Source organism: Pedobacter sp. Leaf176 (genome assembly GCF_001424305.1).
In the GTDB taxonomy this organism is placed as follows: Bacteria; Bacteroidota; Bacteroidia; order Sphingobacteriales; family Sphingobacteriaceae; genus Pedobacter.
The window spans coordinates 1,047,472-1,061,071 of the sequence record NZ_LMPD01000001.1; the positions used below are offsets into that span (position 1 = coordinate 1,047,472).

Consider the following 13,600-nt stretch of genomic DNA (forward strand, 5'->3'; position numbering starts at 1 on the left):
TTTGAGGGAAATTCCTCCCAATTTAATCGGGAGGTTGAGGATGGTTTTTAAGTTTGTTGCATAAGCCCAGGTTCTCTAAACCAGATTGAAACAAATGCTGGTTTTTAGTTGGCAGAAACGAAAATCGGGAACGATCTAACCTTAGTGAACAGGAACTTGCTTTCTAAATAATAAGAATTAAATGGTTCGTGAGGACACGAACCATAGCGATAATATATACTATGATTTAATGGATAAATCTTTAAATCCTTAGATCATAAAAATCCTGGTAAAGACAGATGAAGAAATCCATTGTTATATTTTACGCACTATTGCTCTATGCATTAATCCAACTTATTTCCTGGGGGACTTTAGTGGTACGTTTGCAACCAAGCAGAATGACCATGATTATGGGCGAGGGTTCGGTGTTTTTGTTTCTGCTTTGTATTGGCGGCTATTTTTTACATCAATCTTTAAAGCGTGAAGATAAGTTGAAAGAACAACAGCAAAACTTCCTGATGTCGATTACACATGAATTGAAATCGCCCTTAGCCGCAATCAAACTTTCTATTCAAACTATTGTTAAAAGAGATTTAGACAAAGCCAGACAGGTCTCTTTGTTGAATAACTCATTAAAAGACATAGAACGCTTGGATGATTTAGTTGAAAATATGTTGCTGGCCACTAAAATTGAAAACCGTTCTTACAGTTTTCCAAAAGAGGAATTTAATTTCTCTGAATTGGTATATAAAATCACGGATAGGCTGCAGGTTCATTCTTGTGGTAACGAGCAACTGATTAATGTGCAAATTCAGCCAAATTTGCAGTTGGTTGGTGACAAATTTGCCTTATCGTCAGTAGTCACTAATTTAATAGAGAACGCAGTCAAGTATTCAAGTCCCTGCGACGAGGTGAATGTGCTTTTAAACAAAGTTGACGGACATATTCAACTAAGTGTAATAGATAAAGGCCCGGGTATTTCAGATGCCGAAAAAATGTTGATATTTGATAAATTTTACCGCGTTGGTAATGAGAATGTCAGGAAAGCGAAAGGAACAGGTTTAGGCTTGTTTATTGTGAAAGAGGTTTTACAATACCATGATGCAGATATTACAGTTAAAGACAATTTGCCCCAAGGAAGTATTTTTGAAGTAACATTTAGTTAATCTCAATTATGTCACAAAAACTAAGAATTCTATTGGTAGAAGACGAGGACCACTTGTTAGATGCTATCAAATTAAACCTTGAACTTGAGGGTTATAAAGTTCATGCCGTTAAAGACGGCAAAACCGCTCTTAAAATTTTTAAAGAAGAACGCTTTAACTTAATTGTTTTAGATGTCATGTTGCCTGAAATGGACGGATTCCAGGTATGTGAAACAATTCGTTTAGAAAACGCAGAAGTTCCGATTATGTTTTTAACCGCTAAAAACACTTCAGAGGATCGTGTTTTAGGTTTGAAAAAAGGTGCAGATGATTATTTGGTTAAGCCTTTCAACTTAGAAGAATTAATTCTTCGTGTTGGTATTTTAGTCAAACGCAGTTTGAAATCGGACGATTTAAAAGAATTAAATTCTTACAAAATCGGTGATAAAACAATTTATTTCAACTCTTTTGAATTAAAACACGATGATGGTACCATTACACCTTTAACCAAAAAGGAAACGATGTTATTGAAACTATTGATCGAACGTAAAAACGATGCAGTTTCTCGTGAACAGATTTTGGAGACGGTATGGAATTATGATGTTTATCCATCAACAAGAACGATTGATAACTTCATTTTAACGTTCCGAAAGTATTTTGAACCAGACCAGAAAAACCCGGTTTATTTTCACTCAATTCGTGGTGTAGGTTATAAATTTACCGATATTCATTAATGTACAATAGCTTAGGCAGGTATGCGTTGATGGCCGTCTTTTTACTGGCCGCTTTGGTATGCGTGTTTTTTATTCAATATGAGCTGGCTGCGGTTGCAGGCTTTCTGTTCTTTTTTGTTATCTGGAGTCATTTCAGGCACAGTTCTGTTTTAATGGCATCCAAATATTTTAAGAATAATGAGTTTGAGAAAGCAAAGCTAATGCTGGCTGAAGTGCCGAATCCGGAAAGACTATCGAAAAACCGAAGAGGTTATTACGAATTTATGCAGGGCAATATGGCCTTGAAAGAAGAACTTTGGGATAAGGCTGAATACCATTTCCAACTGGCAAGCCGCTTTCCGGTTGGCGGGAAAACCCAAAAGTCATTTGTTCTGATTCATTTAGCCAATCTGGCTTTGCGGAAAAAGGATAAGGAAAAGGCGGAGGCTTATGTAAAAGTAGCTAAAGAGCTTGCAGAATCTACACGTTCAAAAGATATAATTCTTAAGATTGAGAGAGAAATAAGCAAATTATAATATTCGTATTGTCATTTTGAGAAACGAAGCGCCGGTTTAGGAATAAAAAGGTACTTCGTTTTTTTTTATTTTATACCTTTGCAGAATTAAAATTTTAGCCGAATCGTCTTGCTAATCCGATGGCTATCGGATTTATTTCAGCATCTTTTTTTGCTGTTAAGGCCCTGAACTAATTTCAGGGTGACGTTGACTGAAGAATACAAATACAAATCATGAAGAACAATTTATTTTTAGACGCTGCATTTTCAAAACAAACGGAGCGCCCGCCAGTATGGATGATGCGTCAGGCGGGTCGTTTTATGCCGCAATATTGGGAGATTAAAAACAAATACTCTTTTTTAGAGATGTGTAAAACTCCCGAAATTGCAGCCGATGTTACAATGTTACCTGTTGATTTGTTAGGCATTGATGCAGCAATTTTATTTTGTGATATTTTGGTAACTGGTGAGGCCATGGGTGGCGATTTGAGTTTCACTCAGGGTGTGGGTCCAAAGTTTGCAAATCCCGTGCGTAATGCGCAGGATATAGACAACTTAAATGTTGATTGTTTAGATGAATTGCAATACGTAGCAGATGCGATTAAAGTAATTCAGCAACGTTTGAATGGAAGTATTCCGTTAATTGGTTTCGCCGGTGCACCTTTTACGGTAATGAGTTACCTAATTGAGGGTGGTTCTTCCAAAGACTTTAAGTTAACAAAGCTTTTTATACACAACCAACCCGAACTGGCGCACAAGCTTTTGGCTAAAATTGCTAAGGTAACGGCTGATTATCTGAATCTTCAGATTGCTGCGGGTGTAAATGCTGTTCAGATTTTCGATAGCTGGGCGCTCGCTTTATCGTGGAACGATTACCAGGAATTCTCTCATCGCTATATTCAGGAGATTATTTCGAATTTAAATAGAAAAGACATTCCGGTTATCTCTTTTTGTAAAGGAAGTTCAGTTTTTGCGCCGATTATGGCTGAAGCAAAACCAGATGTGATTTCGGTAGATTGGAATGCAGATTTATTGAACATTAAAAATGCTTTGCCGGCAGGGATTGCCGTTCAGGGGAATTTAGATCCACACATTTTATATGCTGACCAATCCGTAATCAAAACGCAAATTCATAAATTGTTCGAACGCATGCGTGGAACGGAAGGTTTTATCTTCAATTTAGGTCATGGTATTATGCCAGATATTCCTTTCGATAATGTGAAGTATGCGATTGAAGTTGTTAAGGAGTTTAGGTATTAGATCCCTAAATCCCCTAAAGGGACTTTGAACAGCGGGCGTAAATCGTTATATTTGGATATATAAATTCTCATTTAATTTAAAATTTTTCTAATGAAAAAGGCTGAAATCATTGATACTTTGAAAGAGATGCCAGACGAGTTTTCTGCTGACGAATTAATAGAAAGGATCTTATTACTTCAAAAGATTGATGTAGGATTGAATCAGGTAAAGGAGGGTAAGGTTTATTCCGAAGAAGACGCTGAACAAAAATTAGACAGATGGCTAAAATAGTCTGGACTGAAATAGCTATTGATGATTTAAATAATATTGCAAACTTCCACAGTCAGTATTCTGATAATTTTGCATCAGCTCTAATCAAAAAACTTTTCAACAAGCCGAAAATTTTAAAGGGAATGCCAGAATTAGGTCGAATTGTTCCTGAAAGAGATAATGAAGCTATTCGTGAACTTATTGAGGGCAACTATCGTATTATTTATTTTTTCGACCGAGAAATAGATACAGTAGAGATCATCACAATTCATCATGCCTCCCAACCATTTTTATAATATTTGCCTTTCTAATGATAGAAACCCTACAACCATATTATTATTACTTTGTTGCCGTACACATCGTATTTGTAATTAGTTGGATGGCAGGATTATTTTATATTTTAAGTCTTTTTATTTACCATACTGAGGCTAACGATAAACCTGAACCTGAAAAGACAATCCTGGTAAATCAGTTCGTTAAAATGGAAGGCACGCTATGGAAAATTATCTGTGCTCCAGCAATGATAATTTCAGTCTTAGCCGGGGTTTCCATGCTTACCTTGCATCAAGGATTGCTACAGACCGATTGGATGCATGTAAAACTTGGTTTAGTAATTGGACTCTTGATTTATCATTTTATTTGCCAGAACATCGTAAAGCAGTTAAAAAACAATCAATTTAAATTGAGTAGTTTTCAACTTCGCTTATGGAGAGAACTGGCTACAATTTTTATGATTGCAATTGTGTTCGTGGTTATCCTTAAGAATGCAATCAACTGGATTTATGGGTTAATTGGTATAATGGGGATTGCAATGGCGATTATGATTGCTGTGAAGCTGTATAAAAATTACCGTAAGAAGCGTGGCGAATAATATGGTACTACAAAGCCACTAAGCCACCAAAATATGTTTGTAAGTAAAGGTGTTAGAAACTTTGTGTCCTTTGTGTCTTGGTGGTCAACTCATATTAACTTTGTTTCCTTTGCGTCAACTTGTATTCAATTCCTGATACCAGATACTTGCGGCTTTATACTTTACGAAAAACTATTCTAAATTTGTGGGATAAAACCAAACACATGTTTACAACCATTGGTCGTCAAAAAGCCTTATTCTTCCTATCTTTTCTTTTTAGTTCTTACTTCGCCTCAGCACAGTTCAATCAATCGGCTTTGGAAAACAGAATTCGTCCGGATAGCAATCTGACCAACGAAGTTCATTTCAATTTCTATAATTTTAACTACGTTAGGAATTACGAGTATACAAATGATTTTCATGATGGTTATACCTTATATGGAACACAGTTGCAACCACAAATCGTCTATTATGCACATCCGAATCTGGCCATAACCGCGGGTGCTTTTATTCGAAAAGATTTTGGTAGGAATGGAATATCAGATGCAAAACCATTGTTCAGTTTAAAATACCATAAACGAAATTTAACTTTAATCTTTGGTAGTTTAGAAGGTGGAATTCAGCATAAATACATTGAGCCGCTTTACGATTTTGAAAGAACCATAACCACGCCAATTGAGTATGGAACGCAGCTTTTGGTTGAAAGGAAAAAATTTAATTTGGATGCCTGGATTGCATGGCAGAAAATGATTTACACCGGTGAGGCTGCAAAAGAAGAAATCATTGGTGGTTTATCTACCGAAACTACAATTGCAGAAGACAATGGATGGAAGTTTAGTTTTCCTGCACAGTTTCTGGCTTTCCACCAGGGCGGACAAATTGATGTATTAAAGGAAATTCCGATTAGTACCGTTTTTAATGGTGCTACGGGATTGAAATTGCACAAGGAAATTAATACGAACATTAAACAGATTTATACCGATAACTACATCGCCATTTATAAAGATCTTTCCCCTGATAAAAGGCGTGCTTATCAAGGTGGTTTTGGGATGTGGTTGAATGCAGGCGTAGAAAGTAAATGGGGTAGTCTGGTTGCCTCTTATTGGAAAGGAAATAACTTCATCTCTATCAAAGGTATGCCGCTCTATGAATCGGTTTCCAGTAATTTGTACACCAATGGTTTAAAGCAAAGTGGCCGAAATATTGTTTCGTTACGTTATGCTTATCAAAAGGAACTGATTCCTCATTTGTATCTTGATGTTCGCTTTGAACCGCATATCGATTTAGATAATATGGATAAACAACTTCAATTCAACCACTCTTTTTTCCTGACCTATAAACAGGATTTTAAATTGTTTAAAGTGAAAAAGGATGGAAGGTAGAAGGCAGGAAGGTTGAGGGTGATTATTCTCACAAGATATCAACTTCTTAGGTTTTAAAACTAAGGGGTTTTATGTTTTATAGATTTCCGAAGTTCCACAACTCTTTGGAAGTCCCTGCCAGCTAAACCCGATAACAGCGAAAAACACGAAGGTGAGGAACGAACCGAGGCTTTGAAGCGGATAGCGGGACTGACGTTTCAAAAATGCGCCTGCCATTGCTTTCCGAATTAAAAAACTATATCTTTCTAAAAAATTTATTCGACACTTATGTTCTTGACAATCAGTGTATAAAGATATATTTTAACTTTTTTTAACTTTTTCTTACTTCCGATGCAACCAATGTTTGTAATCTGCCATCTTCTATATACAAACACACAATGAAATTGACGCGAAGCTATACGATAAACGATTTGATGGAGGGCTGCAAAGCCGGCGACAGGAAGATGCAGGAGCTGCTATACAAGCAAACTGCTTCGAAAATGCTGGCTGTTTGTATGCGTTATGCGAAAGACAGAATGGAGGCTGAGGACATATTGCAGACCGGATACATTAAGATTTTTCAAAAAATTAAAGACTACCGGGGAGACGGCTCTTTTGAAGGCTGGATTAGAAGGGTGATGGTAAACACAGCTATCGAGAGTTACCGAAAGAATTTACGTAGCCTCAATGTGGTAGAAATCGACGAGGCTTATGAGCAACCCTCAACGGGATTCGATTTCGGTACTTTAGGTATGCAGGATTTGATGAAAGTGATACAAAAACTGGCCGATGGTTACAGAATGGTTTTCAATATGTATGTGATTGAGGGTTATTCGCACAAAGAAATCGGCGAAACACTGGGTATATCAGAAGGTGCCAGTAAATCGCAGCTGTCGAGAGCCAGAGCAATATTAAAAGAAGAAATTATAAAAATGGAGGGATTTGGTTATGCAACCTATACAGGATAAGGATTTTGATCAATTATTTAAAAATGCTTTCGAAAATGCTGAAATTACCCCATCGAGGGATTTGTGGAGCAGCATAGAAAGTGAAATCGAACCAAAGAAAAAAAGGATTATTCCTGTTTACTGGTTATCTGCAGCAGCAGTTTTATTAATTGCCACGGTAGGGTTCTTGCTTTATCAGCAGCAGGAAGTTAAACCAAAACAGTTTGCAAGCAACGTTGAGCCGAAAGTAATAAAGCCAGTAAATAAGGCGCAAGTTAGTCAGGATTCTGATGAAACGGTTAAGGTTCCAAAAGAACAATTAGAACCAACTTTACCAACTACATTAAAGTCTGTGGACCAAGTTGCAAAAACTACGGTTAAAGAAAATGCTAAAGTTGTAGAAAAACAAAAAATAGTTATAGCTCCTGAAATGCAGAAACAGGAAACCAGAATTGCGAAGGTAGAGCAACCGAAAGAAGATATCAAAGCTAAGATTGAGGACGCGGTTTCAAAAGTAAATCAGGAAACCGTATTGGCATCTACCGCAACAGCTTCTAGAATTGATGAAGTAATTGAAGATGACAACCAGGTAGAAAGCAAAGGCATTAGAAACGTAGGCGATGTCGTAAACTTAATTGTTAACAAAGTGGATAAAAGGAAAGATAAATTTATCCAATTCCGTACAGATGATGATGATTCTTCACTTTCATCGATAAACATCGGGCCTTTTAAGTTTGGAAAAAAGAAAAAATAATCAGGATTAACCAAGATCAACCAAGATTTCAGGATTATAAGATAAACCAGGATTTAAGGATGGCAAGATAAGTTGTTTAGTCACCTTAAACCAATAATTTACGCATTCAAAATTCAATCAACCAATCATTCAAACACACACAACATATGAAACATCTAATTTTTACAACACTTTTGGTAAGCGGGCTTGCCGGTGTTATGGCTCCAGGTGCTTGTGCACAACAAGATTCAACTATAAAGTACAAGAACAAGAGAGTTCAACTGGCTAAGGATGGTGGAAATATCTACGCAATTGGCACAAAGGATACTACTTCTAAAAAAGGTCGCTTTGTAGGTGGAGTTACTTTTACCAGAGTCGATTTAGGTTTCTCAAGATTAATCGATAACGGTGACTTTAACTTATCTCCCAATAATGAATTTTTAGATTATAAAGGTGGTAAAACGAGTACATTCTCTTTTGATGTTTTGCAATTCGGCTACCGCTTTAACTCCAACTTTAAAGTTTATGTGGCTGGTGGTTTTGACTGGACTTTAATCAGATTGAGAGATGACATTACCATTCAGAAAAATCAACCGACTTTGACTTACATAAATGAGCCAATCGAATTTTCTAAAAACCGTTTCTCAAGTAGTTATGTGCACATTCCTTTGAACTTCGAATTCCGTACAGGGGAGAGTAAAAAAGGAAAAAGATTCTACTTTGTTTTAGGTCCTGAGGTAAGTTTCTTATTAAACGGTAAGGTAAAACAAATTAGCGAAGAACGCGGAAAAGAAAAGCAATATGACAGTTATCATTTCCAATCCGTTCGTTACGGGGGTACGGTTAGATTTGGTTATGGTGGATTAGGTTTGTTTACCAAATATTATTTCAACGATATGTTTACAACCCCTGCTCAAGCTGGTTTAAGAAATATGAGCTTTGGTATTACTTTCGGCTTAAATTAAAATACATAACACACAAATCAATTCAAATCCTGTTTCGGTTAGGCGGAACAGGATTTTTTGTTTTATAGTGTTTTTAAAAACATACCTGGCGTTAAAACGCTTAAATTACTCTTTTTATAATCTTTGATGTTTCTGGTAACTATAGCATTTATATTGCCTTTATTTTCAGCCGAAAAATTTTGGAGTGCATCTTCAAAATCCATGAATTCAGAATCGATTGAAGCCAAAATAACGTTTTTGTCAATTATTAAAATATCTAAAAAAGAAAGTAATATCTTAAAGTCGGACAAAATATCTTTATGACTAAAGTGTTTTCTCAATAAATAATACGTGTTGGCTATTATTGAACCTGAAACATAACCATTAACTTTTTGGTTGACACATAAATTCAAAATTTTTGATGAATCAATAAAAAATGGTTCTCGTTTCAGAAAAAAATCAAGTAAAATATCAGAATCAATTAGAATGTTAACTTTCATTATTATTTAAATATTTTTGATATTTCTCATCTTTGATTTTTTCCAGTTCTTTTTTATAGTCGTAATCATCGGGTAAATTTACTTTCGGACGAAGCATCAAAGACTTTATGACCGGTGAAAGTTCATCGTCCTTGCTTACAACTTTTTCCTTTTTAGTTACAGCTTTAAGGTAATTCTCTACCACTGCAGATAAACTCCGGCCTTGCTTTTCTGCATAAGCCTTTGCCTGCTTAATGACAGATTCGTCTATTGTTAATGTTAGCTTAGTATTCATAATCTTCTAATAATTGACGTCAATTCATCTTGATATAAAGATACGTTGATATATTTACACGTGCAAATTTTATTTGAACTACACGTGTGATATTCTTTTGTTTAAAGCTTTAGTCTTTCTGCTTTAAGCTTTATATTTACTTCGTGAGCGATAATATAATCAGCGTTAAAAATTTAACCAAGCAGTACCAAGCTGAACAGGCCGGAGGTATTAAGAATATTAGTTTTGATATTAAAGCAGGAGATGTTGTAGCCATTATTGGTGAAAGCGGAAGTGGAAAATCAACTTTGTTGAAATCTATTTACGGTTTATTGAAAACCGATGAGGGCGAGATCTTTTTTGAAGAACAAAGAATTAAAGGCCCTGACGAGCAGTTGATACCCGGGCACAAGCAAATGAAAATGGTTACTCAAGATTTTTCATTGAATATTTACGCTAAAGTTTACGATAATATTGCCTCACAGCTATCGAATACTGATCTGAAAACCAAGGCTGAAAGAACTTTGGCTATCATGGAGCATCTACGGATTCTTCCATTGCAAAACAAAAAAATAATAGAACTTAGCGGTGGCGAGCAACAGCGTGTAGCCATAGCAAAGGCCATGGTTGCTGATACAAAAGTTTTATTACTGGATGAACCTTTTAGTCAGGTTGACGCCTTACTTAAAAACCAACTTAGGGCAGATATAAAACGTGTTGCAGCAGAAACTGGTGTAACTGTTGTGGTTGTTTCTCACGACCCTGCTGATGGCTTATTCCTGGCTGACCAATTACTGATTTTGCGAAATGGCGAACTCCTTCAAACCGGTAGGCCTATCGATATTTACCAAAATCCAAAACACATATATACTGCTCAGATTTTAGGCAATGCAATTGTATTATCACGTGGCGATGCGGAGAAACTTGGCTTAAAAACTTTTGCCGGAAATGTGGTTTTCTACCCGGAATGGGCAGAAATCAGCAATAATTGGAGTAGTAGACGTTTTGAAGTAAAAGATGTTTATTACAAAGGATTTTATGATGAGTTGCTGTTAGAAAGAAATGGCGTCAGTGTTCGGGCACTACAGTTGAACAGAGGTGAACATAAAAAAAACGACTATGTTCAATTGAACATCAGTCGTTTTTTAGAGTTTTGAACCTATTAATTAATTTACAAATTCAGATGGAATTACCACAACTTTAACAAGTATACGATAGTTCGGTCTAACCGAACTGTTTAAATTCCTGCTATCCTGAACATCAAATGTTATACCTCCACTGAAAAGCTCATAGCTATAAACCGTATAATTAAATGTGTAAGGAAGTTGAACATCGCTATTGTCACTAGTCGGATGAGTAAAATAAACCAATACGCCTTCATCATCCAAAGTTACGCCATCGAATTCAGGTTTATTCCAAGTAAATGAATATGTGCCATTAGAATTTTGAACCCATTGGTTTGGCTCAATGTAGCGATTATAAGTTTTAGCTGATGGCGGGTAAACAATGGTGTCTTTTTTGCATGAGGCCAAACCTAGTGTGGCAATGCAAAGAAATAGAATAGTAAGTTTTCTCATGTTGATAAGTTTTTATTTGTGTGTGTTGTGCATAATACAAAACAACTGCCAAAAATGCATAAACACACAAAGTGGATTAATAATTGTTTATTGAGTGCAGCACAACATTGAAAATTGAATTAATTCATTCTGATAATGAGAATAATTTTTAGAGTTTTACCTTGGGTAATTTTATTAATTGCAGGTTATTTTTTCATCTCCAAAAAGTTCAGCATCAACACCTCCGTGGAAAGTAAACATCAGCTTTTGGTGGAGAAAATCGAGGCTATTGGCAAATTGGAACTGGTTCGCTATCAGATTAGTGATGTTTTGGAGCATAAAAACAAAACGGATTTTTTGCCTGAGGCAAGCGTTTTGCTCATCGTTAAGGCGGAGGCTGTCGGTTGTATAGACCTTACCAAAATTAACCGTGATGATATTGAAGTAAGTGCAGATACAGCTGTAGTAAATTTGCCACAACCTGAAATTTGTTACGTAAAAATCGACCATAAAAACTCCAGGGTTTATGATACAAAAATGGCTTATTTCCGCGAAGCCAAACTGGTTGACGAAGCTTATAAAGCAGCAGAACAAAAGATAACATCTGAAGTAAAAAAATCGGATATTTTGGCGCAAACTAAAACCAATGCTATCAACGTGTTGAAACCAATAATTGAGGGTTTGGGTTATAAGAATGTTAGGTTAACTTTCGATTGACAGATAGGCTTTACCACCTAAGAAACCTTAGAGCAATAAGTATATTAGGATGATAACTTAGATGTCTGAGGTGGTAGGAAAAAATTATAGAAAATCTTTACGATGTGGATTGAAAATATCGATTAGTAAACCCGCCTCCAGGCAAACTACACCATGAAAAACATTTGATGGGGCAAAGAAAACATCACCCTCGTTAAGAATTTTTTTACCATTACCCATGGTCACTTCGAAACTTCCTTTGGCAACATAACTAACTTGTAGGTGGGGATGATTGTGAATGGTTCCAATGGCATCTTTCTCAAATGCTACCTTAACAAGCATCAAGTTGTCATCAAAAGGCATTACCTTACGTTTAACGCCTCCGCCTAGTTCTTCCCAATCGATGTCGTTATCTTTTATTAAGGTTTTATTTGTTAAATCTTTAAAGTTCATTTTTATAAGTTCTGTTATAGAAAAAACGTCATCTCGACTGAAACGCAGTGGAATGGAGAGATCTTTGATTGATTTCTCAACTTCGCTGCGCTCCGCTCCAAAGGACGGGCATACTTTTTGCGATCTTTGCGAAAAATTTAGCGTTCTTTGCGGTAAGCTTTAAACCAAATATTCAAACAAAGTCTGGTCTTGATTTAACTCGATTATCTCGAACTTAAAATCTTTCATGCGTTGCAATAAACTGGCATAATCGTTTTTGTTCGAAAGTTCAATTCCAACCAAAGCAGGGCCATTTTCTTTATTCGTTTTTTTTATAAACTCGAAGCGTGTAATATCATCCTGCGGACCTAAAACCTCGTTTACAAATAGTTTTAAAGCACCCGGACGCTGAGGGAAGCGTACAATAAAATAATGTTTCAAGCCCTCAAAAAGCAGAGATTTTTCCTTAATCTCCTGCATGCGTTCGATGTCGTTATTGCCGCCGCTAATTACACACACTACATTTTTGCCAATGATTTGGTCCTTAACCTGTTCTAATGCAGCCACAGATAGTGCGCCGGCAGGCTCAACCACAATTGCATCTTCATTATAAAGCTTCAAAATAGTGGTGCAAATTTGTCCTTCGGGAATTAAATAAGTGGAACTTAAAAGCTCCTGGCAATATTGATAGGTTATCCAGCCCATTCGCTTTACCGCGGCACCATCAACAAAACGCTCAATATTTTCAACCGTTATGGGTCCGCCGTTTTTTAGCGCCTCGCTTAGCGATGGTGCACCCATCGGTTCTACGCCGAAAATTTTAACAGCAGGTTTTACCGTTTGCAGGTACGCGCTAACGCCGGATGCCAAACCACCACCGCCAACAGGTACAATTATCGCATCTAACTCAGGTAAATCTTCAAAGATTTCCATAGCAACAGTCGCCTGTCCCTCAATAACTTTGTCATCATCAAAAGGGGGAATAAATGTCGACGCTTTTTCTTCACAATAAATCAACGCTTCTTTCAAACAGTCGTCGAAAGTATCGCCCACTAAAATTATTTCGATGTTGTCGCCCCCAAACATGTTTACCTGTTTGATTTTTTGTTTGGGCGTTATTTCAGGCATAAAAATTACGCCTTTAATACCCAGCTTTTTACAAGAATAAGCAACACCTTGCGCGTGGTTTCCAGCACTTGCACAAACCACACCATTTACTAAAGCACATTCTTGCAACTGGCTGATTTTGTTGTAGGCTCCACGAAGTTTGTAGGAGCGTACGATCTGCAAGTCCTCTCGTTTTAAATAAATGTTGGCGTGGTACTGAGCAGAAAGGCTGGCGTTAAACTCTAAGGGCGTACGTTTTACCACCCCGTTAAGTCGTTGAGATGCAGCATTAAAATCTAATGTACCCGGTTTTGTTGTATTCATTTTTATTTGTCAAGGGGCGATTAAAAGTATCAAGATT

At 36.6% G+C, this 13,600-nt stretch carries 18 protein-coding genes; 13 read left to right on the forward strand and 5 right to left on the reverse strand.

Annotated features, from left to right (window positions below; genetic code table 11):
* Positions 1-278 precede the first annotated feature (278 nt).
* The 11 genes from ASF92_RS04775 (at position 279) to ASF92_RS04825 (ending at position 8,716) form a co-directional block, all read left to right on the forward strand.
* Positions 279-1,145, forward strand: coding sequence for a sensor histidine kinase KdpD (locus ASF92_RS04775; RefSeq protein WP_056088511.1), 867 nt, complete (start codon positions 279-281; stop codon positions 1,143-1,145).
* Positions 1,146-1,153: 8 nt separating this feature from the next.
* The gene (locus ASF92_RS04780) at positions 1,154-1,858 is read left to right on the forward strand and encodes a response regulator transcription factor (protein WP_056088516.1); all 705 of its coding nucleotides are present in this window, start codon (positions 1,154-1,156) and stop codon (positions 1,856-1,858) included.
* Positions 1,858-2,373: a hypothetical protein gene (locus tag ASF92_RS04785; RefSeq protein WP_056088519.1), complete on the forward strand. Its 516-nt coding sequence runs from the start codon at positions 1,858-1,860 to the stop codon at positions 2,371-2,373. Before ASF92_RS04780 ends, ASF92_RS04785 begins: the two co-directional genes overlap by 1 nt.
* A 212-nt stretch (positions 2,374-2,585) precedes the next feature.
* On the forward strand, positions 2,586-3,611 hold the full coding sequence (gene hemE / locus ASF92_RS04790) for a uroporphyrinogen decarboxylase (RefSeq protein ID WP_056088523.1): 1,026 nt from the start codon (positions 2,586-2,588) through the stop codon (positions 3,609-3,611).
* 90 nt (positions 3,612-3,701) lie between these two features.
* A complete protein-coding gene (locus tag ASF92_RS04795; protein WP_056088525.1) occupies positions 3,702-3,881 on the forward strand; it encodes a hypothetical protein in 180 nt (59 codons plus the stop codon).
* Complete coding sequence (locus tag ASF92_RS04800) at positions 3,869-4,156, forward strand: type II toxin-antitoxin system RelE/ParE family toxin (RefSeq protein WP_056088528.1); 288 nt, start codon at positions 3,869-3,871, stop codon at positions 4,154-4,156. The genes ASF92_RS04795 and ASF92_RS04800 overlap by 13 nt, the downstream gene beginning before the upstream one ends.
* A 14-nt stretch (positions 4,157-4,170) precedes the next feature.
* A complete protein-coding gene (locus tag ASF92_RS04805) occupies positions 4,171-4,731 on the forward strand; it encodes a CopD family protein (RefSeq protein ID WP_056088531.1) in 561 nt (186 codons plus the stop codon).
* 203 nt (positions 4,732-4,934) lie between these two features.
* Positions 4,935-6,092 carry a hypothetical protein gene (locus tag ASF92_RS04810; RefSeq protein WP_056088536.1) on the forward strand — a complete coding sequence of 386 codons (1,158 nt, stop codon included), beginning with the start codon at positions 4,935-4,937 and terminating at the stop codon, positions 6,090-6,092.
* 377 nt (positions 6,093-6,469) lie between these two features.
* The gene (locus ASF92_RS04815) at positions 6,470-7,039 is read left to right on the forward strand and encodes an RNA polymerase sigma factor (protein WP_056088540.1); all 570 of its coding nucleotides are present in this window, start codon (positions 6,470-6,472) and stop codon (positions 7,037-7,039) included.
* Complete coding sequence (locus tag ASF92_RS04820; protein WP_056088543.1) at positions 7,020-7,772, forward strand: hypothetical protein; 753 nt, start codon at positions 7,020-7,022, stop codon at positions 7,770-7,772. The genes ASF92_RS04815 and ASF92_RS04820 overlap by 20 nt, the downstream gene beginning before the upstream one ends.
* Positions 7,773-7,918: 146 nt before the next feature.
* Entirely contained in the window at positions 7,919-8,716 is a 798-nt protein-coding gene (locus tag ASF92_RS04825; RefSeq protein ID WP_056088547.1) for an outer membrane beta-barrel protein, read from the forward strand.
* Positions 8,717-8,778: 62 nt separating this feature from the next.
* Here ASF92_RS04825 and ASF92_RS04830 read toward each other — a convergent pair whose 3' ends face one another.
* Positions 8,779-9,195 carry a PIN domain-containing protein gene (locus ASF92_RS04830; protein WP_056088550.1) on the reverse strand — a complete coding sequence of 139 codons (417 nt, stop codon included), beginning with the start codon at positions 9,193-9,195 and terminating at the stop codon, positions 8,779-8,781.
* Positions 9,185-9,469 carry a DUF6364 family protein gene (locus ASF92_RS04835; RefSeq protein WP_056088555.1) on the reverse strand — a complete coding sequence of 95 codons (285 nt, stop codon included), beginning with the start codon at positions 9,467-9,469 and terminating at the stop codon, positions 9,185-9,187. Before ASF92_RS04835 ends, ASF92_RS04830 begins: the two co-directional genes overlap by 11 nt.
* A gap of 143 nt (positions 9,470-9,612) precedes the next feature.
* On the opposite strand from ASF92_RS04835, the gene ASF92_RS04840 reads away from it, so the two are divergent.
* The gene (locus tag ASF92_RS04840; protein WP_056088558.1) at positions 9,613-10,605 is read left to right on the forward strand and encodes an ABC transporter ATP-binding protein; all 993 of its coding nucleotides are present in this window, start codon (positions 9,613-9,615) and stop codon (positions 10,603-10,605) included.
* Positions 10,606-10,614: 9 nt separating this feature from the next.
* On the opposite strand, the gene ASF92_RS04845 is transcribed toward ASF92_RS04840, so the two are convergent.
* Positions 10,615-11,025: a hypothetical protein gene (locus ASF92_RS04845; RefSeq protein WP_056088563.1), complete on the reverse strand. Its 411-nt coding sequence runs from the start codon at positions 11,023-11,025 to the stop codon at positions 10,615-10,617.
* Positions 11,026-11,160: 135 nt separating this feature from the next.
* Here ASF92_RS04845 and ASF92_RS04850 point away from each other — a divergent pair, with 135 nt between their 5' ends.
* Complete coding sequence (locus tag ASF92_RS04850) at positions 11,161-11,721, forward strand: DUF4230 domain-containing protein (protein ID WP_056088566.1); 561 nt, start codon at positions 11,161-11,163, stop codon at positions 11,719-11,721.
* 84 nt (positions 11,722-11,805) lie between these two features.
* Here ASF92_RS04850 and ASF92_RS04855 read toward each other — a convergent pair whose 3' ends face one another.
* A complete protein-coding gene (locus tag ASF92_RS04855; protein ID WP_056088569.1) occupies positions 11,806-12,153 on the reverse strand; it encodes a cupin domain-containing protein in 348 nt (115 codons plus the stop codon).
* A gap of 159 nt (positions 12,154-12,312) precedes the next feature.
* On the reverse strand, positions 12,313-13,563 hold the full coding sequence (gene ilvA / locus ASF92_RS04860; protein WP_056088572.1) for a threonine ammonia-lyase IlvA: 1,251 nt from the start codon (positions 13,561-13,563) through the stop codon (positions 12,313-12,315).
* Positions 13,564-13,600: the final 37 nt, after the last annotated feature.